The organism is Kribbella sp. CA-294648, assembly GCF_050943845.1.
Lineage (GTDB): Bacteria > Actinomycetota > Actinomycetes > Propionibacteriales > Kribbellaceae > Kribbella.
The window spans coordinates 6,900,271-6,924,927 of sequence record NZ_CP191981.1; the positions used below are offsets into that span (position 1 = coordinate 6,900,271).

At 68.8% G+C, this 24,657-nt stretch carries 28 protein-coding genes; 9 read left to right on the top strand and 19 right to left on the bottom strand.

Annotation, left to right across the window (positions count from 1 at the left end; translation table 11 throughout):
• Position 1: 1 nt before the first annotated feature.
• The 9 genes from ACQPYM_RS32620 to ACQPYM_RS32660 form a co-directional block, all read right to left on the bottom strand.
• Positions 2-817, bottom strand: a complete 816-nt coding sequence (locus ACQPYM_RS32620; RefSeq protein ID WP_433008180.1) for an alpha/beta fold hydrolase — start codon at positions 815-817, stop codon at positions 2-4.
• 51 nt (positions 818-868) lie between these two features.
• Positions 869-1,450, bottom strand: a complete 582-nt coding sequence (locus ACQPYM_RS32625; protein WP_433008182.1) for a helix-turn-helix domain-containing protein — start codon at positions 1,448-1,450, stop codon at positions 869-871.
• A 468-nt stretch (positions 1,451-1,918) separates the two neighbouring features.
• Positions 1,919-2,263: a sec-independent translocase gene (locus ACQPYM_RS32630; RefSeq protein WP_433008184.1), complete on the bottom strand. Its 345-nt coding sequence runs from the start codon at positions 2,261-2,263 to the stop codon at positions 1,919-1,921.
• A 79-nt stretch (positions 2,264-2,342) separates the two neighbouring features.
• A complete protein-coding gene (locus ACQPYM_RS32635) occupies positions 2,343-3,659 on the bottom strand; it encodes a S1C family serine protease (protein WP_433008186.1) in 1,317 nt (438 codons plus the stop codon).
• Between the two features lie 348 nt (positions 3,660-4,007).
• Positions 4,008-5,081, bottom strand: coding sequence for a sigma-E factor regulatory protein RseB domain-containing protein (locus ACQPYM_RS32640; RefSeq protein WP_433008188.1), 1,074 nt, complete (start codon positions 5,079-5,081; stop codon positions 4,008-4,010).
• 3 nt (positions 5,082-5,084) lie between these two features.
• Entirely contained in the window at positions 5,085-5,699 is a 615-nt protein-coding gene (locus ACQPYM_RS32645) for an anti-sigma factor family protein (protein ID WP_433008190.1), read from the bottom strand.
• The gene (gene sigE / locus ACQPYM_RS32650; RefSeq protein ID WP_433008192.1) at positions 5,696-6,397 is read right to left on the bottom strand and encodes an RNA polymerase sigma factor SigE; all 702 of its coding nucleotides are present in this window, start codon (positions 6,395-6,397) and stop codon (positions 5,696-5,698) included. Before sigE ends, ACQPYM_RS32645 begins: the two co-directional genes overlap by 4 nt.
• A gap of 146 nt (positions 6,398-6,543) precedes the next feature.
• A complete protein-coding gene (locus ACQPYM_RS32655) occupies positions 6,544-6,765 on the bottom strand; it encodes a biotin/lipoyl-binding carrier protein (protein ID WP_433008194.1) in 222 nt (73 codons plus the stop codon).
• Positions 6,762-7,337, bottom strand: coding sequence for a CGNR zinc finger domain-containing protein (locus ACQPYM_RS32660; protein WP_433008196.1), 576 nt, complete (start codon positions 7,335-7,337; stop codon positions 6,762-6,764). The genes ACQPYM_RS32655 and ACQPYM_RS32660 overlap by 4 nt, the downstream gene beginning before the upstream one ends.
• A 67-nt stretch (positions 7,338-7,404) precedes the next feature.
• Between ACQPYM_RS32660 and ACQPYM_RS32665 the strand changes: the two genes are divergently transcribed.
• Genes ACQPYM_RS32665 through ACQPYM_RS32680 form a run of 4 tightly spaced genes read left to right on the top strand, consistent with a single transcriptional unit; the run spans position 7,405 to position 10,597 of the window.
• Positions 7,405-8,592, top strand: coding sequence for an MFS transporter (locus tag ACQPYM_RS32665; RefSeq protein ID WP_433008198.1), 1,188 nt, complete (start codon positions 7,405-7,407; stop codon positions 8,590-8,592).
• A 47-nt stretch (positions 8,593-8,639) separates the two neighbouring features.
• Positions 8,640-9,167, top strand: coding sequence for a GNAT family N-acetyltransferase (locus ACQPYM_RS32670; protein WP_433008200.1), 528 nt, complete (start codon positions 8,640-8,642; stop codon positions 9,165-9,167).
• Positions 9,168-9,218: 51 nt separating this feature from the next.
• Entirely contained in the window at positions 9,219-9,740 is a 522-nt protein-coding gene (locus tag ACQPYM_RS32675; protein WP_433008202.1) for a SigE family RNA polymerase sigma factor, read from the top strand.
• 2 nt (positions 9,741-9,742) lie between these two features.
• On the top strand, positions 9,743-10,597 hold the full coding sequence (locus ACQPYM_RS32680; RefSeq protein ID WP_433008204.1) for a hypothetical protein: 855 nt from the start codon (positions 9,743-9,745) through the stop codon (positions 10,595-10,597).
• Positions 10,598-10,651: 54 nt separating this feature from the next.
• Here ACQPYM_RS32680 and ACQPYM_RS32685 read toward each other — a convergent pair whose 3' ends face one another.
• Positions 10,652-11,533 carry an SIS domain-containing protein gene (locus ACQPYM_RS32685; protein ID WP_433008206.1) on the bottom strand — a complete coding sequence of 294 codons (882 nt, stop codon included), beginning with the start codon at positions 11,531-11,533 and terminating at the stop codon, positions 10,652-10,654.
• 101 nt (positions 11,534-11,634) lie between these two features.
• On the opposite strand from ACQPYM_RS32685, the gene ACQPYM_RS32690 reads away from it, so the two are divergent.
• Together ACQPYM_RS32690 and ACQPYM_RS32695 are read left to right on the top strand one after the other, a co-directional pair.
• Complete coding sequence (locus ACQPYM_RS32690) at positions 11,635-12,417, top strand: DeoR/GlpR family DNA-binding transcription regulator (protein ID WP_360285263.1); 783 nt, start codon at positions 11,635-11,637, stop codon at positions 12,415-12,417.
• A gap of 175 nt (positions 12,418-12,592) precedes the next feature.
• Positions 12,593-13,267 carry an O-methyltransferase gene (locus tag ACQPYM_RS32695; protein WP_433008208.1) on the top strand — a complete coding sequence of 225 codons (675 nt, stop codon included), beginning with the start codon at positions 12,593-12,595 and terminating at the stop codon, positions 13,265-13,267.
• Positions 13,268-13,435: 168 nt separating this feature from the next.
• Here the strand turns inward: ACQPYM_RS32695 and ACQPYM_RS32700 are convergent, their stop codons facing one another.
• The 8 genes from ACQPYM_RS32700 to glgC are packed head-to-tail and all read right to left on the bottom strand — an operon-like array spanning position 13,436 to position 21,442.
• Positions 13,436-14,158, bottom strand: coding sequence for an alpha/beta hydrolase (locus ACQPYM_RS32700; protein ID WP_433008210.1), 723 nt, complete (start codon positions 14,156-14,158; stop codon positions 13,436-13,438).
• Between the two features lie 12 nt (positions 14,159-14,170).
• Entirely contained in the window at positions 14,171-15,187 is a 1,017-nt protein-coding gene (locus ACQPYM_RS32705; protein WP_433008212.1) for an amidohydrolase family protein, read from the bottom strand.
• Complete coding sequence (locus ACQPYM_RS32710; protein WP_433008214.1) at positions 15,187-15,705, bottom strand: 3-hydroxyanthranilate 3,4-dioxygenase; 519 nt, start codon at positions 15,703-15,705, stop codon at positions 15,187-15,189. The genes ACQPYM_RS32705 and ACQPYM_RS32710 overlap by 1 nt, the downstream gene beginning before the upstream one ends.
• Positions 15,705-16,142 carry a RidA family protein gene (locus tag ACQPYM_RS32715; protein ID WP_433008216.1) on the bottom strand — a complete coding sequence of 146 codons (438 nt, stop codon included), beginning with the start codon at positions 16,140-16,142 and terminating at the stop codon, positions 15,705-15,707. The genes ACQPYM_RS32710 and ACQPYM_RS32715 overlap by 1 nt, the downstream gene beginning before the upstream one ends.
• On the bottom strand, positions 16,139-17,644 hold the full coding sequence (locus tag ACQPYM_RS32720; protein ID WP_433008218.1) for a 2-hydroxymuconic semialdehyde dehydrogenase: 1,506 nt from the start codon (positions 17,642-17,644) through the stop codon (positions 16,139-16,141). The genes ACQPYM_RS32715 and ACQPYM_RS32720 overlap by 4 nt, the downstream gene beginning before the upstream one ends.
• Positions 17,641-18,951 carry an FAD-dependent oxidoreductase gene (locus ACQPYM_RS32725; protein WP_433008220.1) on the bottom strand — a complete coding sequence of 437 codons (1,311 nt, stop codon included), beginning with the start codon at positions 18,949-18,951 and terminating at the stop codon, positions 17,641-17,643. The genes ACQPYM_RS32720 and ACQPYM_RS32725 overlap by 4 nt, the downstream gene beginning before the upstream one ends.
• A complete protein-coding gene (gene kynU, locus ACQPYM_RS32730) occupies positions 18,948-20,219 on the bottom strand; it encodes a kynureninase (protein ID WP_433008222.1) in 1,272 nt (423 codons plus the stop codon). The genes ACQPYM_RS32725 and kynU overlap by 4 nt, the downstream gene beginning before the upstream one ends.
• Positions 20,216-21,442 carry a glucose-1-phosphate adenylyltransferase gene (gene glgC / locus ACQPYM_RS32735; RefSeq protein WP_433008224.1) on the bottom strand — a complete coding sequence of 409 codons (1,227 nt, stop codon included), beginning with the start codon at positions 21,440-21,442 and terminating at the stop codon, positions 20,216-20,218. Before glgC ends, kynU begins: the two co-directional genes overlap by 4 nt.
• Positions 21,443-21,508: 66 nt before the next feature.
• Between glgC and ACQPYM_RS32740 the strand changes: the two genes are divergently transcribed.
• Both ACQPYM_RS32740 and glgA read left to right on the top strand, forming a co-directional pair.
• On the top strand, positions 21,509-22,045 hold the full coding sequence (locus tag ACQPYM_RS32740; RefSeq protein WP_433008227.1) for a GNAT family N-acetyltransferase: 537 nt from the start codon (positions 21,509-21,511) through the stop codon (positions 22,043-22,045).
• A gap of 31 nt (positions 22,046-22,076) precedes the next feature.
• Positions 22,077-23,243 (top strand): glycogen synthase, encoded by a 1,167-nt coding sequence (glgA, locus tag ACQPYM_RS32745; protein WP_433008229.1) that lies wholly within the window; start codon positions 22,077-22,079, stop codon positions 23,241-23,243.
• 31 nt (positions 23,244-23,274) lie between these two features.
• On the opposite strand, the gene ACQPYM_RS32750 is transcribed toward glgA, so the two are convergent.
• Positions 23,275-23,871, bottom strand: coding sequence for a helix-turn-helix domain-containing protein (locus ACQPYM_RS32750; RefSeq protein WP_433008231.1), 597 nt, complete (start codon positions 23,869-23,871; stop codon positions 23,275-23,277).
• 90 nt (positions 23,872-23,961) lie between these two features.
• Between ACQPYM_RS32750 and ACQPYM_RS32755 the strand changes: the two genes are divergently transcribed.
• Complete coding sequence (locus tag ACQPYM_RS32755) at positions 23,962-24,645, top strand: class I SAM-dependent methyltransferase (RefSeq protein WP_433008233.1); 684 nt, start codon at positions 23,962-23,964, stop codon at positions 24,643-24,645.
• The last annotated feature ends 12 nt before the right edge of the window (positions 24,646-24,657 follow it).

Sequence of the window (24,657 nt, forward strand, 5' to 3'; positions counted from 1 at the left end):
GTCAGTTCTCCTTGATGAATGCGCGCAGCGCGGCGGCCAGTACGTCGGGGGTGGTCGAGTGCTCCTCACCGGGTACCGGCGTGAGAGTGGAAGTGGGCAGGTGCGCGGCAATGGCGCGGGAGCCCGCGGCCAGGGCGGGCCAGGTGTCGATCCCGTGCATCACCAGGACCGGGATGTCGATCTTGTTCCACAGCTCGGAGCGCAGCGGCTTGCCCGAGAGCGTGTCGCCGACCTGACGGCCGTCGTAGGCGATCGTGGGGGCGATGGCCTCGAGTCCCGCCCAGAAGTCCTGCTCGCGCATCCCGGCGACCGCTTCCTCGGGCAGCATGACCGCGGCGGTCATGAACAGCGCGACCGCATCGCCCGGCCGGCCGGCGGCGACGGCCGCGTCGAGGCGCTGGACGTAGTCGCCGGGCAGCGGCGGGCGGGCGTTGTCGACGGCCGCGTTCGGCTCGAACAGCGCGAGACGCGCGATCGGTACGCCGTCCTGGGCGGCGTTGAGCGCGAGATTGCCGCCGGAGGACCAGCCGAACACGGTCACCGGCCGCCCCTGGCCGGCCTGTTCGATGATCGCCTCGAGGTCCTCGAACTCGCGCTCGACGACGTACGGCGGGGTGTCGCCGCTCTCCCCGCGACCGCGCCGGTCGTAGTTGATGACCAGGAACTCGTCGGCGAGCAGTTCCGCCGTCTCCTGGTTCAACGGGTTGGTGGCGCGATAGGCGGTCGCGCCGTCGACGATGACGATCGGGTCGCCGGCGCCCCACGCCGTGTAGGCGATGGTGGTGCCATCGGCGGAGGTGACGGTGCCTTCTGACATTGGAGTGGCCTTTCGTTGTGTCGCGGTGGTGGTCACCGCGTGCACACAACGCTATGAGCCGGCTGGATCCTCGGGCTTGTACAGAAGCGACAGGGGATCGGCGGTGGGATCAGGCTGACGCAGTTGCGTGGCGGTTCGGCCGATGAACCGTTGCAGGGAGCGGGCCAGGTGCGGCTGGTCGTAGTACCCGCACCGGTGCACGACCTCCAGGGCGGGGACCCCCGCCCCGAGCAGCACCGCAGCCTCCCGCGCCCGTTCGATCTGACGGATCGCCCCCTGGGTGAGTCCTGTGGCGGCGGCCACGCGGCGCTGCACTGACCGCGACCCGACCCGCGCGGCGCCGCCCCACACCACCTCGTTCACGAGGGGGTCCCGGACGAGGACGCCGGCGCGCACCAACTTCTCCACGAACAACTCCGCGTCGTCGAAGTCGGGAATCTGCCACTCCTCGCCCCGCAGCAGGAACGTCCGTTCGGTCACGTACGGACTGCCACGTTCACCGTCGACGAGCTCGCCGATCGGAAGATGAGGCATCGAGGTGCCATGCGCGAACGTGATCCCAAACGACTCCGAGTCCCCGGCCGCCTCGGCACGAGACGCCGTCGTCTCCGGCCCCCGCACAGCAGCGTGCATGACCCCCTGCTGCTCCCAAAAGACCAACTCCCAGGTCGAAGTGGCAACAGACGTCAGCTGCTCCACCCCAGACGTCCGCCCACGCCAAACCCGCGCCACATAAGGCGAGTCCGACCCCCGATGCTCACTCTCCACCGCCATAGCCCACCCCCAGCCCAATCACCGCGCCCTACGCCACCCGGCGAGCGTAACAACGGCGGGCACCACCACGACGAGGATTCTGACGCTGGCGCAGAACCCAACCACTCCACAGCCACCCCACCCTCGAGCAATCCGGCCATGCGCTCCGCAGTCACCTCAGGCAGTCGGGTTGCCCCGCACAACCACCTTCACCAGCCACACGGGCGGCCTCACCTGACCACCTCGCTGTCACCAAGCGGGCGACGGAGGAGCCCGCGCCCCGGGGGTGGGTGGGAGCTAGCGCCGCGGGAGCGACGAAGGAGCGAGCAAGAGCGCCTGCGTGGACATTTAAGTGGCTTCGGGGTCGAACGGCGCTCGTACTCCGGCCGGCAGCCTTTGCGGCGTCATCATGTCGTTCGAGTTCGACACCGGTTTGTCGTCGAAGTCGTCGTCGATGCCGTCGAGCAGGTGTTTGCGGACGAAGCTGCGCGGGTTGAGGTCGCGGACGTCCAGGTCGGCGAACTCCGGGCCGAGCTCCTCGCGGAGGTCGTTCTGGGCGTTGTTGACCATCTGGCGGACCTGGCGCAGCAGCTTGCCCGCGGTGCGGGCGAACTCGGGCAGCCGGTCAGGGCCGAAGACGAGGATGGCGACGATCGCGATCACAGCCAACTCGAGCGGCCCGATGCCGAACATGGCCCCACCTTTCCCAACCCTGAGCGTTGCGTTGCGCCGCGGACAGCGTAGCTCGCGGCCGGTCGACGTCCCGGACGGGTCAGCCTGTCTGCTGGCCCAGCGTCACGGTGGCCTGGCGTGCTCTCCCGGCCCGCTCGAAGTCGAGCCGGACGCTTTCGCCCGGCCGATGGGCGCGGATCGCGACGATCAGTGCCTCGGCGGTGTCGACCGGCTGGTTGTTGATCCGGATGATCACGTCGCCGGTGCGCAGGCCGGCGCGCTGGGCGGGCGAGCCGGGCGTGACCTCGCTGACCCGGGCGCCACCTTCGAACTGCATGTCCACGTTCGCGCCGATCACCGGGTACGACGCTTTGCCGGAGGCGATCAACTGCTGGGCGGTACGCCGGGCCTGGTCGATCGGGATCGCGAACCCGAGCCCGATGTTGCCGCTGGTGCCTTCCTGGGCGCCGCGCACGGTGGCGATCGCGGAGTTGACCCCGATCACGTGCCCTTCCATGTCGACCAGCGGGCCGCCGGAGTTGCCGGGGTTGATCGCCGCGTCGGTCTGCAGCGCGTTGATGTAGGAGATCTCGCCTTCGCCGCCGGCGGTGACCGGGCGGTTCTTGGCCGAGACGATGCCGGAGGTGACCGTGCCGGCCAAGCCGAGCGGCGAACCGATCGCGACCACGTCCTGCCCGACGATCGCCTTCGCGGACTCACCGAACTGCACCGACGGCGCGTCCACCCCGACCACCTGGACCACGGCCAGGTCGTACGCCGGTGAGCGGCCGACCAAGCGCGCGGTGGAGGTCTTGCCCTTCTGCGTCACCACCTGGATCGAACCGCCGGACGCGGCGGCCGAGACCACATGGTTGTTGGTCAGGATGTGGCCGGAGTTGTCGATGACGAAGCCGGAGCCGGTCGCGTTGGAGTTGTCCGCGCCTTCCACCTTCAACTGCACGACGCTCGGCAGCAGCGCCTGGGCGATGGACGCGACGGAGCCGGTCTTGACCTTCGGGTCGGCGCCCTGGCCGACTGGCGGGCCTGCCTGCTCATCAACAGGGCCGTTGCGGTCGAGGGCCACGACGGCTGCAGCCGCACCAGCACCGGCGATCAGGCCGACGATCAGCGCGACGATGGCCGCGAGGCCGATCACCCTGTTCGGCTTCTGCGGCGGCGCCGGGGTATAGGCGCGGGCCTGCTGCTGGTGCCAGTCAAGCGGCGGCGGAGGCGTGTACGTCGGCTGCTGGGTCGGCCAGGCCTGCCCCTGGTACACCGGCCGGAATGGCTCGTCAGGCACCCCGAAGCTCCGCTGGGTCGTGGACCGGCCATTGCCCTGCGCGTACGCCGTACTGCTGCCCGGAGCCGGCAGCGGCATCGACCCGGCCGCAGGACTCGGCGGAACCAAAGCAGACACCGCAGGACCAGCCGAAGCCGAACCCGAAGCTGCCGCCCCCGCAGCGGCAGGTGCAGCGGGCGCGCCAGGTCCAGCGGCCGCAGGAGGTTCAGCAGGAGTCACGGGGACTGGTGCGGTGAGGGCTGAAGCCGCGTCGACGAGAGTGGTTTCACTGGACTCGACGGGCGCCGTACCGGCGCGTGTGGGGGCGGGTGGGATCTCTTGGGTGCTGTCCGGAGCCGCTGGGTTCTGCGGGTTCCGGACAGTCGGCTCGGCGTCATCCCAGCTCACGGTGCCCGCCTCAGGTCGTCGTCGTCTCGGTAGTGGAAGTACCCGCACCGGGGTGCCGGGAAGTACTCCCTCCAGTGATTATCCCAGCTTGCGCGAGAGCGCACCCATCGGCGTGAGCCACGACGCGATTTTGGCCAGTCCGGTGCCCATCCGTTCGACCGCGGTCACCTTCGGTGGCGGCGCGTGCGGGAAGGCCTCGACCACCTTCTGCAGCGTCTCGAACGGCAGGTCGCCGACCAGTGTGTAGACGATCCCGCCGGACGACCAGACCACGTACGACGGCATCCCGTACCGCTGGTACACCCGGGCGCCCTCGGCCGTCGTGGTCGCCGTGTAGCCGGCGACAGCCGACGGGTCGAGCTCCCCTCGCTGCTCGAAGAGCGAGACGTTGAAGAGCCCGTCGGAGTACGAGAACTGCAGGGCCTTGGTGGTCTGGTCCTGGTGGACGTCATAGAGCTGCAGCGCCGCCGGGAGGGTGGGCGAACAGGTCCAGCCCTGCGACCGGAGCCCCTCGATGTTGCCCAAGCCGACCGGCTCCACGCTGCCCGGCGCCATCGGCGGCAGGTGCCCGATGAACTGCGAGCCCTCGATCTCCAGGTCGGTGAACACGGTCGCCCGGACCATCGTCTTGCCGTCGGTGCTGAACAGCTGCCGCTGCAGCAGCAACCCGGTGGCCCGATCGATCCAGAACCGCGCCGCCAGCGTCTGGTCGGCCCGCAACGCCTCGATCAGTACTGCGGCCCGCCCGATCGTGTCCGTGCAGCATTTGTAGACCAGGTCGTACGTCGCCTTGAGGAGCGCGAGCGGCCCGCCGTCGACAGTCGGCCCCACCGCGTGGTTGGCCCGCTGGACGAACGCCTTGGCTCCCGGCGAAGCGGGTGACCCGACCACGCTGATCTCCGACCCCTGCGAGGCGGCGTGGACGATGTCGAGCATCGCCGAGCTGGAGCCCTGCGGCCCCCAGGAGGTGATGATCTGGGTGCCGTGGAAGGACACGTGATCCGGTGCCGCCGCCGCGCGTTCCAGCCAGGCGACTGCCGTCGGGTTGTCTTCACGCTGACCGACCGGTGGCGGCGCGGCCCCTGCGGGCATGGGCAGGCCGAAGCCGATCAGCGCAGTGCCGACCAGCACGGCGAGCCGGGAGAGGCTCACAGGTCAACGCCCCGTCAAGGCCACCGGCTGGAGCGTCGGGCTCAGCCCGGCGTATCCCGCCCCGTTGAAGGAGTTCATGATCGCCACCGGGTCCGCGAAGGGCGCACCAGCGCTGGCTGCACCGAGGTCGGCGGAGAAGGTCGCCACCGGCGGCTGCAGCGCAGGCGGCTGCTCCGACCGCGCCGGGTCACCCAGGACGAACGCAGTACCGAGTAGTGAGGCCATGGCTGCCGCAGAGCCGGCTGCACCCAGCACGCCGGTCCGCCGGCGGCTGCGGGGCGCAGTACGGACACCTGGCCGGGTGCTGTCGTTGCGGGCCGCGGGGAACGCCGAACGCTGCGGGCTGAGCGTGAAGGCGGCCGGTGTGAGCACCGGGCGGACCTCCTCGCGCGGCTCCGTCGAGAACGACGGGACGCCCATCAGGCGCTGCATCAGGTCGAGGGACGGCTCCGGGTCGGCCACTGCCGCCAGCCGGGCCTTCAGCCGGCGCTGGGCATCTACCTCGGAGCGGCAGTCGTCGCAGCTGACCAGGTGGCTCAGCACCTTGTCCCGCGAGTCGTGGTCCAGCTCGCCGTCGACGACGGCGCTCAGCTTGTCCAAGGGATGTTGCAGGGTCACCGGTCGCCACCTCCGGCAAGACCACCCTGATCGGGGTGGAAGGGCCCGTCGGACGGCGGGCCACTGACACGGGTCTGGCCGGACCGGGGCGCGCGGTGCTCTAGGTGCTTGCGCAGCATCGAGCGGCCGCGGTGGATCCGGCTGCGGACGGTGCCGAGCTTCACGTCCAGCACGTCAGCGATCTCGTCGTACGTCATGCCCTCGATGTCGCAGAGCACCACGGCCGCGCGGAAGTCCTCCGGCAGCGCGTCCAGCGCGTACTGCACATCGTGGTCGAACAGGTCGTGGTCGAGCTTCTCGGCCGGCCCGGAGCCCTTGGAGGGCAGCCGGTCGTGCGCGTCGTCGGGCAGGCCGTCGAACCGGATCCGCTGCTTGCGGCGCGCGCCGTCCAGGAACAGGTTGGTGGTGATCCGGTAGAGCCAGCCCTCGAAGGTGCCGGGCGTGTAGGACGACAGCGAGCGGAAGACCCGCACGAAAACCTCTTGGGTCAGGTCCTCGGCGTCGTGCTTGTTACCGGTCAGCCGGTAGGCCAGCCGGTACACGCGAGCGGAGTGGGCCCGGACGATCTCGTCCCAGGACGGCAGCGTCTCGGCCTCGGGCCGGAGCTGCGGGGTGCTCTGAGCAGGCACCACGGAGGTGTCGACGGGCTTCACGACAACGCCTCCCTGGGTCCGCTCGGCAACGAGTGAGAACACCATGGTGCCGCGTTCACCGTCCTCTTCGCACGTCGGGTACACCCTGGTTCGACCCTGGGATGCCAGTACGACGAGTCAACGGCCCCCGCGAACGGGAAGTTCCCGGCTCTCACTGAGGAAGACGCGCTCACTGCCACTTTGGTTGATCGTCACTTCTCATCGATCACGGCGATCGGGTCGCCGTCCCGGACGACCTCACCCGCGGCGACCTTCATCTCACTGATCGTGCCGGCCACCTCGGCCAGCACCGGGATCTCCATCTTCATCGATTCCAGGATGACGAGGGTGTCCTCCGGCCCGACCGTGTCCCCGGCCTTGGCGATCACCGACTGGACGTTCGCCACCAGCTCTGCCACCACGGTGTGACTCACGTGCGCTCCTCTGTTGCCGGATCCCGAGGCTCGATCCTAGGCGTCGCTTTGCGGGCGCGGTACGACGCGACGCGGGTGCGGCTGGAGCAGGTCGGCGTACAGAACCGGCGGGGGCGGCGCTCGGCGGCGTTGACGAAGACGCGTTCGCAGTCGGGCGCGGCGCAGGTGTGGATCGCCTCGAACCCGTGCCCGGCGGCGAACCCCGCCAGCCCGAGCGCGGCACCGGCAGCCAGCCACTCGGCCCAGGTCGCATCGGGCTTGGCCACGTGCAGGTGCCACGGCGACCCGTCGTGATCGGACAGATACGGCCGTACTGCGTAGTCGCCGAGCAACTCGTTGAGCACGCCGGCCGCGGCTGCCGGCTCGGCGTGGAAGACCGCGCGGAGCCGCTCACGGATCGCCTTCACGGCTGCCAGGTCACCCTCGTCGACCGTCGCGGTCGGCTCGCCGTGGTCGAGCAGGAACCGCTTCAGCGCTTCCGGAGAGGTCAGCTGCTCCGGGTCCAGCGTCTTGGTGTTCACCAGGTCGACGGCGAGCCGGATCATCCGGTCCAATGTCGTCAGGCTTTCCACTCGACCGATCGTAACGCTTTTGCTAGCGTAACGCGTAACTGACAGCTATGCGTTACAGGAGACTCAGATGCTGCCGCGCTACCTACTCGCCGCCACCCTTGCGCGGGTCGGGGCCGAGATGGTCGCCTTCACGCTCGTCCTGCTCGTCCTGGAGCGGACCGACAGCGCGGCCCTTGCCGGTCTCACCGGAGCCGCCTACGCCCTGCCAGCTGTCATCACGGGGCCCCTGCTCGGCGCCTGGCTGGACCGGACGCAGTACCGGCGTACGGCGCTAGCGGTCAGCCAGGCAGTGCTGGGCGCTGTCATGCTCGCCATGCTGGCCGTAGTCGGCCATACCGCCGCCTGGGTGACACCAGTCCTCGCGGCAGTCGCCGGTACGACGCTGCCGCTCGTCAGCGGTGGGTTCACCAGCATGCTGCCCAGCCTGGTCCCGTCTGAGCGTCTACCCCGAGCGAACTCGCTGGAGGCGGCCAGCTTCGGCATAGCAGCGATCACCGGGCCAGCAGCGGCCGCCACGCTCGCAGCCGCCGTGTCGGCCGAGGCAGCCGCAGTAGTCATCGCTGCGATGGCAGCACTGAGCATCCTGGCCATCGGACGCCTACCCGCTCTACCGCCAGCACCGGCAGCCCCAGAGCCCTTCCTGGGTTCCGTAATAGCCGGGCTCGCCCACCTAGCCCGTACTCCGCGGCTGCGGGCCTCCACAGTCACCACCACCCTACTGATGGGCGTCACCGGGATGCTGCTGATCACCCTGCCGCTGCACATGGCATCAGTCGGAGCACCACGGTCGGCGGCCGGCTACCTCTGGACAGCACTGGAGTTGGGTAGCGTCACTACCGCACTTCTCCTGGGTCGCCTGCAGGTTCGCTGGCGACCGGAGTACGTCGTGATGGTGTCAGTGGCCGCCTACGGCTTGGCCTTTGCCGCCTGGCCGCTCGCTGGCACCTTTGCGGTTCTCCTCGTGCTTGCTGCGGCCACCGGTCTGGTGGAAGGCCCGATGCTGCCGGCGATGTTCGCTGCTCGGCAGCAGTACTCACCGACGGCTCTGCAGGGTCGGGTCAGCACTACAGCCGCCAGCCTGCGAGTAGGTGCAGCAGCACTCGGCCAAGCGGGGGCTGGGTTGCTGGTCCCGGTGGTCGGCACCCACAGAGCTCTCCTGCTGGTGGCAGCAGGACTAGTAGCCGCCTCCGGCATCGGCTGGCTAGCAGGCGGTCCGACGCAAGCGGAGCGAGACAGCGCATGCCAGTTGAAGTAGGAGCGTGGGCTGCGGGGTGGGCGATCGCTCGAGGCACTCCTTCCCCGGTGGCAGTGCCTGAGGGGTATCGCATCGACGTCGGCCTGCCAGGGCACCTCACGCGCTACGTGCTGCCCAACCACTCCTCGGCCCTGGCCGCTCGACTCACGGCGCCTGGCACGTGGCTGAAGATCTGCGCCGACCAGCCCGCACTCGACGCTCGGTGGCAGATCCAGCCGCCGGAGTACCTGATGAGCACTCAGCTGACATGCAAGCCGCCCACCTGCGCACCGGAGTACGAGCTGGAAGTGGTGCGGGCCGGCAGCGTCATCGACGTGGTGGTTAGCAGGCAGGGCGAGCAGGCGGCGCGGGGCAAGGCAGCAGTCGACGGCGAGTACGCAGTGATCGACCAGGTGGTGACCGAGCCGGATCACCGGCGTCGTGGTCTCGGCACCACGGTCATGCGCGCCCTCAGCCAGGCAGCTAGCCGCAGCGGCGCGCGTACCGGAGTACTGGTCGCCACGGCTGATGGCCTGGCCCTCTACAGCCGCCTGGGCTGGGCGCTGGTGTCTCCCGTTACGGCTGCTCGCATGTGACATTCGTACCGAGCTGCGCATCGAAAGGGGTGACGCCAACCGAGGAGAACGATGCCGAACCCCAGTGGATCAAGTCATCAGCAGGAGTTCGAGGAGTTCGCCCATGCGCGTGCCGGGCAGCTCTACCGCTCGGCATGGTTGCTCTGTGGCAGTCACCACCAGGCCGAGGACCTTGTCCAGGAGACCCTCGCGAAGGTCTATGCCCGGTGGCGACGGCCGTTCGGCCGGATCGACAACCCCGCCGCGTATGCCCAGACGACGCTGACCCGCACGTTCCTGGGCGGCAAACGCCGCCGCAGCGACGGCGAGCAGCCGTACGCCGACGTCCCCGACCAGGCGGTCACCGATCCGGCGACAGGTGCCAGCGTCCGGGTCGCGCTCCTGCAGCTGCTGGCCGAGCTGCCGCCGGCGGACCGCGTCGTCCTGGTCCTGCGCTATCTCGAAGACCTCAGCGTCGACGAGGTGGCGGACCGGATGGGCATCTCGGCCGGGGCGGTCCGCAACCGCAGTATGCGCGCCCTGGAACGGATCCGCGGGCTGGCCGACGACTCACTGAGGATTGGAAAGGACTGACCATGTACGACGACAACACCACTGACAGCGACGGCCGGGTCTCCACGCTCTTCCACGACACCACCGCGCACCTCGAGCCCGACGTCGCCGCGCTGGTCCAGGGCAGCGTCGAACGCGGCCAGGTCCGACGACGCCGCAACGCCATCGGTACTGCGGCTGCCGCGGCCGTCGCCGTCGCCGCGGTCGTCGGGGCCGCGGTGAATCTGGCTCCGAACGTCGGCGGCACCGGGTTCGCCCCAGCCGGCGCACCCGCCGGCGCGGCGGTCTCGACGCCGAGCGCAGCCTCGAAACCGAGCACAGCCCCGAATCCGAGCACCGCCCCGAATTCGGGCAGGGACCGCGCGAACACCGTCCAACCGTCCGGCAAGCCCGTCAAAACCGGTCCGCTGGGTGGCGCGGTCGCCGACATCCCGGTCAAGGCTGCCGACCTGCCAGGTCTGTTCACCCGGCTCTACCCCGGCAAGGTCACCCCCGCCGAGGAGCGGACCGGCCGCATCATCGACAACGGCAAGGAGGGCCAGTACGCGCATTTCCTGTGGAACGGCTTCAGCACGACTGTCGGCTTCGGCGCGTACGCCGGTACTCCGGAGGAGCGGTGCCGCTTACTTCAGGGAGCAAACAAGCAGCTGACCTGCACGCAACGTCCCGACGGGACGGTGCTCATGACCTGGCGCTCGGTCGGTCCCGCCGAGATGCCAGGCGTCTGCCAGTCGGCATCGCTGCTCACCAAGGACGGCTACGAGATCGCCATCCTGTCGTACAACACTGCGCGCAAGTCCGGCCCGATGCTGGCCGCCGAACCGCCGTTCAGCATCGCCCAGCTGACAGCTGCCGTCACCAGCAAGGTCTGGTTCTAGCTAGATACCTGTGTAGGGCCCGGCCGGTGTCATCCGGCCGGGCCCTACCCACGTTCAGTCCAGGATGACCGAGCGGCTCAGGCTGCGGGGCTGGTCGGGGTTGAGGCCGAGGGCCAGCGCCTTGGCGACTGCGACTCGCTGGGCCACCACCAGGGAGGCCATCGGGTCCAGCTCGGGGTGGTGGACGATCGTCGCGCCAGTAGCCGCCACGTCCTCGACCAGGCCGACAGGCGGCTCGCCGAAGATCCAGACGCCGCGGCCCGGCTGCGCGATCGCGATCGGGCCGTGGCGGTAGTCCATGGCCGGGTACGCCTCGGTCCACGCCGACGCCGCCTCGCGCTGCTTCAGGCCCGCCTCGTGGGCCAGCCCGACCGTCCAGCGCGTCCCGACGTACGTGACCTGCTCCAGCTTCGCCAGCTCGTCCACGTCGATCGTGAGCGCGACCTCGGCATCAGCGGCAGCCTGCGACAGATCCTGCCCGAGCGACGCCCGCAGGAGCGCCAACGTCGTCGTCGCAAACCTGGTCTGTACGACGGACTGCTCGTCGGCGAAGTCGAGCATGATCGTGTGGTCGGCCAGCTCGACGATCGGCGACCCCGGCGTCGCGGTGATCGCGATGGTCGGCAACGAGGTCTGCCGGATCAGGTCGAGCACCTCGGTCGTCGTACCGGACCGGCTGATCACCACCACCGCGTCGTACTCGCGGCCGGCCGGGAACTCCGACCCGGCGAACGCGTCGGTCAGGCCCTGGCCGAGGTCCTCGCGCAGCGCGGCGTACGCCATCGCCATGAACCACGACGTCCCGCAGCCGACCGCCGCGACGCGTTGACCCGGACCGGGCAATGCGCCACCGTACTGCGCGAAACCGGCCGACACCTGCCGCCACAACTCGGGCTGAGTGGCGATCTCAGTGCTCACGAATGGCGTCTGCGTCATGTGGTCTCCGGAGATGTAATGGTCGAAACTGCTCGAACGTGATCGAATGGTGCCAACCGGCAGCCGTGCGGCTGACCGATTCTGTGAAGGAGGACGCCCGGGTGAAGCGTTACGAACGCCTGAATACGTTGCTCGAGTCGCTCGCGGAGAAGGGCGCGATCGATGTCGACGAGCTCGCGGAGCAGCTGCACGTCTCCGCTGCGACGATTCGGCGCGATCTGGACCACCTGGGAAAACAGCAGCTCCTGACCCGGACCCGCGGCGGCGCGGTCGCCAACGCGGTCTCCTACGACCTGCCGCTGCGCTACAAGACTGCGCGTTTCGCGTCGGAGAAGCAGCGGATCGCGCAGGCCGCGGCCACGCTGGTGCGGCGCGGCATGGTGATCGGGATGAACGGCGGTACGACGATCTCCGAGGTGGCCCGCACGCTGGCGACCCGGCCGGAGCTGTCCGCCGAGCACGGTGAGCCCGCCTTCACGCTCGTCACCAACGCGCTGAACATCGCCAACGAGCTGATCGTCCGCCCGCACGTGAAGATGGTGCTGACCGGCGGCGTCGCGCGGCCGCAGTCGTACGAGATGATCGGGCCGCTGTCGCACCGGATCCTGGCCGACCTGTCGCTGGACATCGCCTTCATCGGCGTCGACGGCATCGACGAGACCGGCGCCACCGCCCACCACGAGGGCGAGGCGAACATCAACCAGCTGATCGTCAGCCGGGCCGCCAAGGTGGTCGTGGTGGCCGACTCCAGCAAGCTCGGTCAGCGGGCCTTCGCCCGGATCTGTGAGCTGACCGAGATCGACACGCTCGTCACCGACGCCCAGGCCGACGAGTCGCAGCTGACCGTGTTCAAGGAAGCCGGCATCGACGTCATTCGTTCCTGACATCGCTCGGACCTCCTTCAGCGGGTGATTGCTGCCTCGTCAACACGATCATATCTGCTCAAGGGCCCAAGTTACGAGCAGGAGTGCGCAATGTCCGCGCGGGAGGCGCTGACCGGACGCCTCGGGACGCTAGGCTTCGCCCTATATGAGCAGCGCAGGGATGACCAGCGCAGGGATGAGTACCGCAGCGGCATCGATCAGGGAGGGCATCATCGCCACGGGCATCGACCCCACGTCCTGGGCCTACGCCGAGGACTACACCGGTGAGGACGAGGTCGTCACCGGTGCCCGGGCGAGCGCCGAGGACAGCGGCATCTCCGCGATCGGCCCCGGCGCGGCCTCCGCGCTGAGCATGCTGGCCGCCGCGGCGGGCGCTAAGGCGGTCGTCGAGATCGGCACCGGGACCGGCGTCTCCGGCCTGGCGCTGCTGCGCGGCATGCGCTCCGACGGCACGCTGACCACGGTCGACCTGGACGCGGAGAACCAGCGCCTGGCCCGCAAGACGTTCCTGGACGCCGGCATCCCGTCCAACCGCTTCCGGCTGATCGCCGGCTCAGCGCTGGACGTCGTCACCCGGCTCACCGACGGCCACTACGACCTGGTGTTCTGCGACGCGGACAAGCGCGAGTACACGGCGTACCTGCACGAGGCGCTGCGCCTGCTCCGCCCCGGCGGCGTCGTCGCCTTCGACAACGCCCTGCACCGCGGCCGGGTCGCCGACCCGTCCCACCGCGACCCGGAAACCACCGCCGTCCGCGACCTGATCCGAGCCGTCCGCGACAACGACGACCTCACCTCAGCCCTCCTCCCCACCAGCAACGGCCTCCTGGCCGCCGTCAAACGCGCCTGACGCCTAGGGCATGTCTGACAATCCCCTGCAGTCGCGAGCAGGTGCTCGGTGCGGTAGCTCGGCGTGCTGGAGCGAGGGCAGCGATGCGGCGCATCGTGGCCCTTGTTCCAGTGCGGCGAGGTGCCGTGCCGAGTGCCGCGCAGCACGCAGGGGATTGTCAGACATGCCCTAGCTACTGAAGCGGGTCAGTTCGGCTATGACGTGGTGCCAGGCTTCGCTGTAGGGATCGATCACGTCGTAGTGGCCGGCGCCCGCGACGGGGATGAGCTTCGCCGTGGGATGGGCAGTCACGTAGGACTCGGAGACACCGATCGGCACGCGCTGGTCGGTAGTGCCGTGGATGATGGCGACGGGCATGATCGGGGCGGGGAGGTGGGTGGGGTCGAGGTCGTTGCGGACGCCGCCGCCGATGAAGTCCTGTACTGCGGTCTTGTCGAGCCCTAGTTGGTCAGCCATCAGCAGGTCGGCGACTGGCGCCAGCGCGAGGACTCCGCGGAGCCGGACCGGGTTGAACGTTGCCGCGGCCCACAAAGCCAGGTGGCCGCCCGCTGAGTGGCCGGTCAGCACGAAGCCGGCTTGGAGGTCCATCAGGTCGGGCAGCCGGTCGAGCGCATCGCGGACGTCCTCCGCAGTACGGTCGGGATGTCCCGGCTCGCGGCGGTACTCGATCGATGCCACCGGCCAGCCCTCGTCGGCCAGCGCCTCACCGAGCGGGCGGGCATGGGTCCGGTCGTACTCCGGGCGCCAGAACCCGCCATGGATGAAGACGATCGTCGGGCGGTAGTCCTTCGCGTGCCAGACGTCGACCACTTGCTCCGGGTAGTCGCCGTACTGCAGCTGGTCGTCGGGTTCCCTCGCCTCGCGTGACAGTACGGAGCGGTCTTCCGTCATCAGACCTCCCAGCTAGTGCCCCGCTGACGGGACGCTCGGGCCCAGGAAACGCAGGGCGTTCTCTGACAGCAGCTTGACCTGCTGATCGGCCGAGAGCCAGTCGGCCCGCCGGACAACCTCCCCCACGGGCCGTTCACCGAGCGGGTACGGGTAGTCACTGCCGACCATCACCTGGTCCTCACCAAGGGTCTCCACCAGTAACCGCAGGGCTGGTTGCTCAAACACCACAGTATCGACCGAGAACCGCCCGAGATAGTGACTGGGCGGATGCTGCGACTTTCCCCGTACTACGTCGCCGCGGCGCTGCCACGCGTTTTCCACCCGGCCGAGCCAGAAGGCGAAACTCCCACCACCGTGGGCGAAACAGATCCGCAGCGACTCGGGCAGCTCGTCGAAGGCGCCGCCGAGGATCATCGCGAGCAGGGAAAGATGTGTCTCCGCGGGCATTCCGGTCAGCCAGCGCGCCATCCACCGGTCGAGGCGCGGGCCGCCCGGCATGTCCCACGGGTGCACCAGGACGGGGGCGCCGACGTCCGCGCAGTGCTTGAGGAAGGCAACAATCCCGGCGTCGTCGAGATCCTTGTCGCCGACGTGGTTACCGATTTCAACGCCGACGTGCCCGGCAGCAAGACACCGGTCGAGCTCCGCACAGGCCGCATCCGGATCCTGCAACGGCACCTGACAGAACGGCACCATCCTGTTGTCCCCGGCAAGCGTCTCCAAGGTCAGATCGTTGAAGATCCGCGCCACCTTGACCGCCTGATCCGCCGGCCGCTCATAAGCAAAGAACACCGGCGTAGGCGATACCACCTGCAAATCGATGCCATCAGCATCCATATCCGCCCGCCGATGCACCGGATCCCAAGCCTGCGCCCCCACCGGCCTGAACTCCGTCTCCTCAACCATGATCATCGCCGCGCGCTCAGAATCCACCCGCAACCAAGGCCACCCGTCGCCGCCACACGCAGCCCCCAGGTCCGGCCAGCCCTTCGGCACCAGATGCGTGTGGACGTCGACGGTGCGGGGCATCAGGCCTTGCCTGGGTGGAGGGTGTTGCAGGTGGGGCAGGTGCGGGCCTCTTCGCTTTCGTAGAAGGCCTGGAAGACTGGGGGGAGGTCGGCGACGATGTCGGTGACCTGGAGTTCTACCTCGTGGACTATGCCGTTGCAGTTGGCGCAGTACCAGCGGAACTTTTCCAGGGTGCCTGGTTCGCGGACTCGTTCGATCACCAGGCCGATCGAGTCCGCGTCGCGTTGCGGGGAGTGCGGCATGTTGCGGGGCAGCACCCACATCTCGCCTTCGTTGATGTCGACGCGGGCCGGTCCGTCCTCCGTCATCACGTCGACGTGCATGGTGCCTTTGATCTGGTAGAAGAACTCCTCGTACGGGTCGACGTGGAAGTCGTTGCGCTGGTTCGGGCCGCCGACCACCATGGTGATGAAGTCGTCGCCGGTCGGGAACATCTGCTTGTTGCCCACCGGCGGCTTGAGCAGGTGCTTGTTCTGCTCGATCCACTCCGGGAAGTTCGTGGACTCCAGACTGACCATCATTCGCTCCTTTGCGGGCTGTGCACTTGGGAGACGGCCGCTACGGCTTGAATCTCGATCAACAATTGAGGATGTGGGAGCTGGTGCACCGCGACAGTCGTCCGCGCCGGGCCGGTCTCGTCGAAGAACTCGCCGTAGACCTCGTTGTAGCCACCGAAGTCGTTCATCGACACCAGGTACGTCGTGACGCTGACCAGATCGTCGAGGCCCGCGCCGACCGCCGCGAGAATGTCGCGGATGTTCTCCAGCACGGCCCGCGTCTGCACCCGGATATCGAGCGTCGTCGTCCCGAACTCGTCGACCGATGCCCCCGCGATCGTGTTGTCCGGCAACCGGCTGGACGTCCCCGACACATAGGCGAACCCGCCGGCCACCTTCACGTGCGGAAACCGCCCGCGCGGCGTCGCCTTCCCCGCCACCAGCTTCGCCTCGCTCATGACAGCTCCACGCACACGTTGGTCAGTTCGGAATAGAAGTGCAGCGAGTGGTTGCCACCCTCCCGGCCGATACCGGAGAGCTTCATCCCACCAAACGGCGTCCGCAGATCGCGGAGGAACCACGTGTTCACCCACACAATGCCCACGTCGAGCGCCGCGCCGGCTCGATGCGCCCGGCCGACGTCCCGCGTCCAGACCGTTGCCGCCAGCCCGTACTGACTGTCGTTGGCCAAGGCAAACGCTTCGTCCTCGGAGTCGAACGGCGCCACGTGACAGATCGGCCCGAAGATCTCCTCGGTGTTCGTCCGAGCCGAAGCAGCCAACCCGGTCACTACCGTCGGTTGCACATAGCAACCGTTGTCACGCGCATCACCAAAGGACGGAACGCCACCGCCGGTGAGGACCGACGCACCCTCGGCGCGCGCGAGGTCGTAGTACGAGAGGACCTTGTCGCGGTGGGTCTTGGAGATTAGTGGCATGTTCACCGTGGCCTCGTCGGAAGGCCAGCCGAAGGGCATCTCAGCGGCGCGGGCCGCGAGGCGGGTGCAGAACTCGTCGAAGATCGACCGCTCGATGTAGAGCCGTTCGGTGCAGAGGCAGACCTGGCCGCCGTTGGTGAAGACCGACCGGACCGAGCCTTCGACCGCCGCGTCCAGGTCGGCGTCGGCAAACACCAACCCGGCGTTCTTGCCACCCAACTCGAAGGAGACCGCCTTCACCCCGTCGGCCGCGACCTTGGCGATCGCCGAGCCAGTCGCCGACTCACCCGTGAACGTGATCGCGTCGACCCCAGGATGCCGGGTCAGGAACTCGCCGGCCGACGACGGTCCGAACCCATGCACCAGATTGAAAACTCCAGCCGGTACTCCGGCCGCGTCCATCACCTCGGCGAGAACGGTGGCCGACGACGGAGTCTCCTCGGAAGGCTTCACCACCACAGTGTTGCCACAGGCAAGCGCCGGCGCCACCTTCCAGGTGAGCAGCAGCAGCGGAAGGTTCCACGGCACGATGATCGCGACGACCCCGACCGGTTTACGGACCGCGTAGTTCAAAGCCCGCCGGCCGTCAGCGAGCACAGTCGTGAAGGACTCGGTCGAAGCAGTAGTCGCGAAGTCGGCGAACGACCGGAAGTTGGCCGCGCCCCGGGGAATGTCGAGCGCCCGAGCCTGGCTGATCGACTTGCCGGTGTCCCCGACCTCAGCCGCCACCAGATCTTCGAAGCGCCGCTCCAACTCTGAAGCCACCCGCCTGAGCACGACCGCCCGCTCCTGCTCGCTCATCCGCCCCCACGGCCCGTCCAACGCGGCCCGCGCGGCCGACACCGCGGCATCCACCATCCCGGCGTCGGCCTCGGACACGTCGAAGATCTGCTCGCCCGTCACCGGGCTGATCTTCGCGAAGGTCGAGCCACCGCCGTCCACGAAGGCCCCGCCGACGTAATTCCGCAGCAGCCCCACAGAGGCCGGCTGCCCAGTCAGGAGCCCTGGCTCCCACAGACTCATCGCGGTCTCCGGGCGATCCGCGCAGCGGCTCCCACCACACCTGCACCCAGCAACGCGGCAGCAGCGAGGTACTGGTGCTGCCGCTGCACCCGCTGCCGGATCTGTGCGTACGGCGTGGTCGTGAAGGACACCAGTTCGTACCGGGAGATGTAGCGCCCGGGGAAGAGTCGCTCCAACCCATGCTCAACGCGCTTGCCCAGCCGGAAGACCGGCGAGGCCACCTTGTCGCGCATCTCGACGAAGTTGGCCAGCGCCATCTCCGCGATGGCCTCGGTGTTCTCCCGACGGCGGTGCTCGTACAACGGCAAGGCGCGCGCCCACGAGCCACCCGTGTCGGACAGACAACGGTCCAGCTCGACCACGTCCTCGAAGGCACAGTTGGCGCCCTGCCCGTAGAACGGCACGATCGCGTGGGCCGCGTCACCGATCAGCGCGGTCCGGCCGTGAGCCTGCCACGGCTGCGTGTGCACGGTCCCCAGTACGCCGACCGGGTTGTGCAGGTAGTCGTCCACCAACGAAGGTGCCATCGGCAACAGATCCGGATAGTGCTCGCGGAAGTGCAGTTCGATCGACTCCCGGTTGCTCAGGGCATCGAAACTGCCGGCCGGCCAGAACAACGTGCAGGTGAACGACTGATCCGGGTTCGGCAGCGCGATCATCATCGACGTACCGCGCGGCCAGATGTGCAATGCGCCGGGATCCATCGCGAACGTCCCGTCCGCCGGCGGGATGCTCAACTCCTTGTACCCGTAGTCGAGGAAGTCGACCTCCTCCCCCACAGCCCCTTCCGCCAGCAACTGCTCACGCACCGCCGACCCCGCGCCATCAGCACCCAGTACGACGTCCGCCGTCGCCTTCACCATACCCGCGGGCGTCTCGAACACCATCGAGCCCGAGGCAGAGTCGAGCTCCACCAGCCGGTGCTCGAACAGCACCTCCACGCCGGGAGCCGCCGCGGCCGCGTCGAGCAGCGCGTTGTTCAGCGTGCCGCGGCTGATCGAGTTGATCGCCCGCTCCCCCGACGCGCTGTACTGCTGGAAGTCCAGCGGCCCCTCGACCGGATGGATCATCCGCCCCTTCATCGGCAACGCGTCGGCCATCACCTGCTCGACCAGCCCGATCCGGCGCAACGCGTCCAGCCCGCGCTCGGAGATCGCCAGGTTGATCGACCGCCCCCGCTCGGGCTGCCCGACCCGCGGATCCGGCCGCCGCTCGTACAGGGTGACGGCCAGCCCGCGACGCGCCAGGTAACACCCGAGCAGGCTCCCCGCCAGCCCGGCGCCGACGATGGCTACACGTTCGCTCATGCACTCTCCGGGACGGCTTGAGCCAGCGCTTCCGCCGCGCGCCAGCAGTCGTGGTACTGCGAATAGAGTGGGACGGGCGCCAGCCGGAGTACGTCGGGCTCTCGTGCGTCCGCGATCACGCCGTGCTCGAAGCGCAGCGTCTTCGCCAGCTCACCGGCCCGCAGCGAACCGCTGATGCGCAGCGACAGCTGAGCGCCCCGCCGCGATGGATCGGACGGCGTGATCACCTGAAGCGGCCGGCTAGGCGTGAGATCGGCGAGCAACCTCTCGAGGTACGCCGTCAGCCGCAGGCTGCGCTCGCGGAGTACGGCGATGCCGACCTTGTCGAAGAGTTCCAGCGACGTGCGGACCGGACTCATCGCGAAGATCGGCGGGTTGGACACCTGCCACGCGTCGGCGGTCGCGGGCGGCCGCGACTCCGGCGCCATCTCGAACCGGCTCCCCTGCTCGGTGCTCCACCAACCCTCGAAGCGCTGCAGCGAGGCACCGAGGTGCCGCTCGTGCACGAACGCACCGGCCAGCGAGCCCGGCCCCGAGTTCAGGTACTTGTACGAGCACCAGGCGGCGAAGTCGACGTCCCAGTCGTGCAGCGACAACGGGACGTTCCCGGCGGCATGCGCGAGATCCCAGCCGACGATGGCACCAGCAGCGCGGCCGGCCGCCGTGATCCCCGGGATGTCCATCAGCTCGCCGGTCAGGTAGTTCACTCCACCGAGGAGCACGAGCGCCACGTCAGAGCCGCTGATCCGCTCGACGACGTCTTCGGTTCGCAGTACGGACTCACCAGGCCGCGGCGCGAGCCGGACGATTGCCTCGTCGGGCGAGTAGCCGTGGAACCGCGCCTGCGACCGCACGGCGTAGCTGTCCGACGGGAACGCCGAGTCCTCGATGACGATCTTGAAGCGATCCGCGGACGGCCGGTAGAACGACACCATCAGCAGGTGCAGGTTGACCGTCAGCGAGTTCATCACGACGGTCTCGCTCGGCAGCGCGCCGACCAGCCGCGCGGCCGGCTCGGTCAGCAACGAGTGGTACGGCAACCACGGCCGGGCCGCATCCAGATGCCCCTCGACCCCGAGCGTGGCCCACGCGTCGAGATCCTCGAGCAGCTCGGCCCGCGTCGCCTTCGGCCGCAACCCCAGCGAGTTGCCCGCGAAGTACGCGACCTCCGGATACCGCCCACCCTCGGCCGGCGGTACGTCGAACAACTCCCGATGCCCGGGATCCGCGGCATCGAGCGCCTTGGCCTCAGCCTCGCCGGAGCTCACGGTTCGATGACCGTTCCCTTCCCGATCGCCGTCACGCCGCCTTTGCTGACGGTGAAGCCGCGTTCGCGGTCCAGGTCCGGGTCGACGCCGATCTTCACGCCGGGTGGCACCACGATGTTCTTGTCCAGGATCACGTTCCGCAGTACGGCGTTGGCGCCGATCCGGCAGTTGTCCATGATCACCGCGCGCTCGATCGTCGCGCCCGAGCTGACGATCACGTTCGCGCCGAGCACCGAGTGGTCCACACAGGCGCCGGTGATGATCGAGCCGGAGCAGACGATCGTCTCGCCGACGGTCGCGTCGTCGGTGAACTTCGCGCCCGGCAGCTGCGGGTGCGAGGTGAAGATCGGCCAGTCGTGGTTGTACAGGTTGAACACCGGCTGGATCGAGACCAGGTCCATGTGCGCCTCGTGGTACGAGTCCAGCGAGCCGACGTCGCGCCAGTACGAGCGGTCCCGGTCGAGCGCACCCGGTACGTCGTTGTCCTTGAAGTCGTAGACCCCGGCCTTGCCCTCGGCCACCATCATCGGGACGATGTCGCCGCCCATGTCGTGCCGCGACGCCGGGTTCGCGGCGTCCTTGCGCAGCGCCTCGACCAGGACGTCGGCGGTGAAGACGTAGTTGCCCATCGAGGCGAACGTCTCGTCCGGCGAGTCCGGCAGCCCGGGCGGATCGGCCGGCTTCTCCAGGAAGTCGGCGATCGTGTGCCCGTCGTCGGCGGTCTTGATCACGCCGAACTCCGACGCCTCGGACCGCGGCACCCGGATCCCGGCCACGGTCACCCCGTTACCGCGCTCGAGGTGCGCCGCGACCATCTGCGAGGCATCCATCCGGTACACGTGATCGGCGCCGAACACCACGATGATGTCGGGCTGGAAGTCGTCGATCAGGTTCATCGACTGGTAGATCGCGTCCGCGCTGCCCTGGTACCACTGCGGGCCGAGCCGCTGCTGGGCCGGGACGCAGCTGACGAAGTTGCCCAGGAAGGTGGACATCCGCCAGGTGATCGTCACGTGCCGGTCCAGCGAGTGCGACTTGTACTGGGTCAGAACGAACAGGTTGCGGATGCCCGCGTTGACCAGGTTGGACAGCACGAAGTCGATCAGGCGATAACTCCCGCCGAACGGCACGGCCGGTTTGGCCCGGTCCGCCGTGAGCGGCATCAGCCGCTTGCCTTCGCCGCCGGCCAGCACGATTCCGAGAACTCTGGGAGCCTTCGCCATGTCCGCACCTTAGCTTTCGAACTCGGGTTACATAAGACGGTTGCGAGTGTCGCGGAGACTAGGGGCATGCCAATTCTTGTCGAACCCACTACCGCGGTGCGCCGATCCTTCCTCGAGGCCTGGGGGGAGCTGGACGATTCGGAGCAGCGGTGGATGGGTGCGCGAGGGTTTCATGAGGAGTGGAGCCGGGAGCGGGCCGAGGATCCGGTGCAGTTCGCCCGGATGGTCGACGCGATCCGGGCGCAGGCCGACGAGAGCTTGCCGCCGCCGGCCGACATCGTCCACGAGACCATGCTCTGGTTCGTCGACGGCATCGACTGGATCGGCCGGGTCGCCATCCGGCACGATCTCACCCCGGTCCTGCTGGAGCTCGGCGGCCACATCGGGTACTTCGTCCGCCCGTCCGCCCGCCGCCGCGGCTACGCCACCCAGATGCTGACCCAGTCGCTGCCGATCGCGGCCCGGCTCGGCATCGACCCGGCCCTGCTCACCTGCGACGAGGACAACGAGGTGTCCCGCCGCGTCATCCTCGCGGCCGGCGGCGAACTCGAGGACGAACGCCACGGCAAACTCCGCTTCTGGGTCCCGACGCGCACATCCTGAATCCGCGAACCGGGTGGCTTATGGTCGGGGGATGAAGATCGCGATCCTCACGCGTGAGTTCCCTCCGGACGTGTACGGCGGGGCGGGGGTGCATGTGGACTTCCTGGTCCGCGAGTTACGCAAGAAACTCACGGTGGACGTGCACTGCATGGGTGAGCCGCGGGCCGGCGCGATCGCGCACTCCGAGGACGACGAACGCATCCCGCTGGCCAACTCGGCCCTGCGGGTGCTGTCCACCGACCTGACCATGACGGCGGCCGTGGACAGCGCCGAACTCGTCCACTCCCACACCTGGTACGCGAACATGGCCGGCCACTGGGCCAAGCTCCTGTACGGCGTACCGCACGTGGTGACGGCGCACTCGCTGGAGCCGCTGCGACCGTGGAAGGCGGAGCAGCTGGGCGGCGGGTACCGACTGTCGAGCTGGGCCGAGCGGACGGCGTACGAGGCCGCCGATGCCGTGGTCGCGGTCAGCAACGCGACCCGGGACGACATCCTCGCCAGCTACCCGGCCATCGACCCGGCCAAGGTGCACATCATCACCAACGGCATCGACGCGGACTTCTACCACCCGGATCCGTCGACGACCGTGCTCGAACACCTCGGCGTCGACCTCAGCCGCCCGTACGTGACGTTCGTCGGCCGGATCACCCGCCAGAAGGGTGTCCCGCACCTGCTCCGCGCCGGGCTGCAGCTCGACCCGTCGGTGCAGCTCGTGCTGCTGGCCGGCGCCGCCGACACCCCCGAGCTGAAGGCCGAGACCGATGCCCTCGTCGACGAACTGAAGGCCACTCGCGACGGCGTGTTCATCGTCTCGGAGATGCTGCCGCGCGAAGACGTCCGTCAGGTGCTCACCCACGCGCTGGCGTTCTGCTGCCCGTCCGTCTACGAGCCGCTCGGCATCGTGAACCTGGAGGCGATGGCGTGCGAGACCGCCGTCGTCGCCAGCGCGGTCGGCGGCATCCCCGACGTCGTCGTCGACGGCGTCACGGGCACGCTGGTCCGGTACGACGAGAACGACATCGCCACCTTCGAGCGCGAACTCGCCGAGGGCATCAACGCCCTGGTCGCCGACCCTGCCCGGGCCGAGGCGATGGGTAAGGCCGGCCGCGCCCGGGCCATCTCCGAATTCGGCTGGGACGCGGTCGCGGACCGGACCGTCGAGCTGTACGAGTCGCTGGTGGGAACCACGAACTGATTCAGGTCGCTGGTCGGAACCACAAGCTGACTCAGGCGGGCGGACGAGCTTTCGGGGCGACCCGGACGTGGGCTCGTTCGCCTTGTTTGCCGATCAGGCTGAGGAACTCGACCGGCCCCGCACTGGTGGCGCCGAACCAGTGCGGCGTACGGGTGTCGAACTCGGCGGCCTCACCTGGTTGGAGGAGCAGGTCGTGGTCGCCCAGGACGAGGCGCAGGGTGCCGTTCAGCACGTACGCCCAGTCGTAGCCCTCGTGGGTGCGCAGCTCCGGCTCGGCATCGTCCTTGCCTGCTGGTAGAACGAACTTGTACGCCTGGATGCCTCCGGGCCGGCGAGTCAGCGGCAGGATGACCGAGCCGTCGTCGCAGTTGATCGGTCGCAGGGTGACGCGCGGATTGCCAGTGGGCGGGGCGTCGACGAGTTCGTCGATGGTGACGCCGTAGAAGCGGGCCAGCGGAAGCAACTGCTCCAGCGTGGGGCGTCGTAGTCCGGCCTCCAGCCTGGACAGGGTGCTGACGGAGATGCCCGTCTCCTGCGCCAGCTCGACGAGGGTGACGTCGCGGCGTTGCCGGAGCTGTTTCAGTCTTGGTCCGACCGCCTCGAGGGTGCGGTCCAGCGAATCGTTCATCGGCGCCAATTTTCCATTCGGCAACGTAGTTTGCTCATCCGTGCTCATGGTCGCACGCTCGTCAAGGAAAGCTGACGAGAGGACGTGGAGATGACCGAGCAGCACCGATTCGACCGGGAGTACTGGGAACAGCACTGGACCGGCGGCGGTCGCGGACCGTTGAGCACGAACCCGCCGAACCCGTACTTGTCTCGCGAGGTCGGCGACCTCGTCCCGGGTACTGCGCTCGACGCCGGCTGCGGCGAGGGCGCCGAGGCAACCTGGCTCGCCTCCAACGGCTGGCAGGTAACAGCAGCCGACATCTCCCGCGAAGCCCTAGCCCGCGCCGCCACCCGCGAGGCTGCGAGCGGAGCCGCCGAGCACGCGGCTGACCACGGAGCCGCTGAGCGCGCGGCTGAGCGCGGATCGGCGGGGCGGGTGCAGTGGGTCGAGGCGGACCTGAGCGTCTGGGAGCCGGGGACGCAGTACGACCTGGTCATGACCCACTACGCCCACCCGGCGATGCCCCAGCTGGAGTTCTACGACCGCCTCGCCACCTGGGTAGCGCCCGGCGGCACCCTGCTGATCGTCGGCCACCTGCACACCCACGCGACCGGCCACGGACACGACCATCACCCTCCCGCCGAGGCAACCGCCACCGCCGCCGCCATCACAGCCCGCCTCAATCCCGCCGAGTGGGAAGTCGTCACCGCCGAGGAGCAGCAACGCACCCTCTCCGGCATCCGAGAGCTGACCCTCCACGACGTCATCGTCCGCGCCACCCGCCGGGCCTGAAGCGACCTCCCG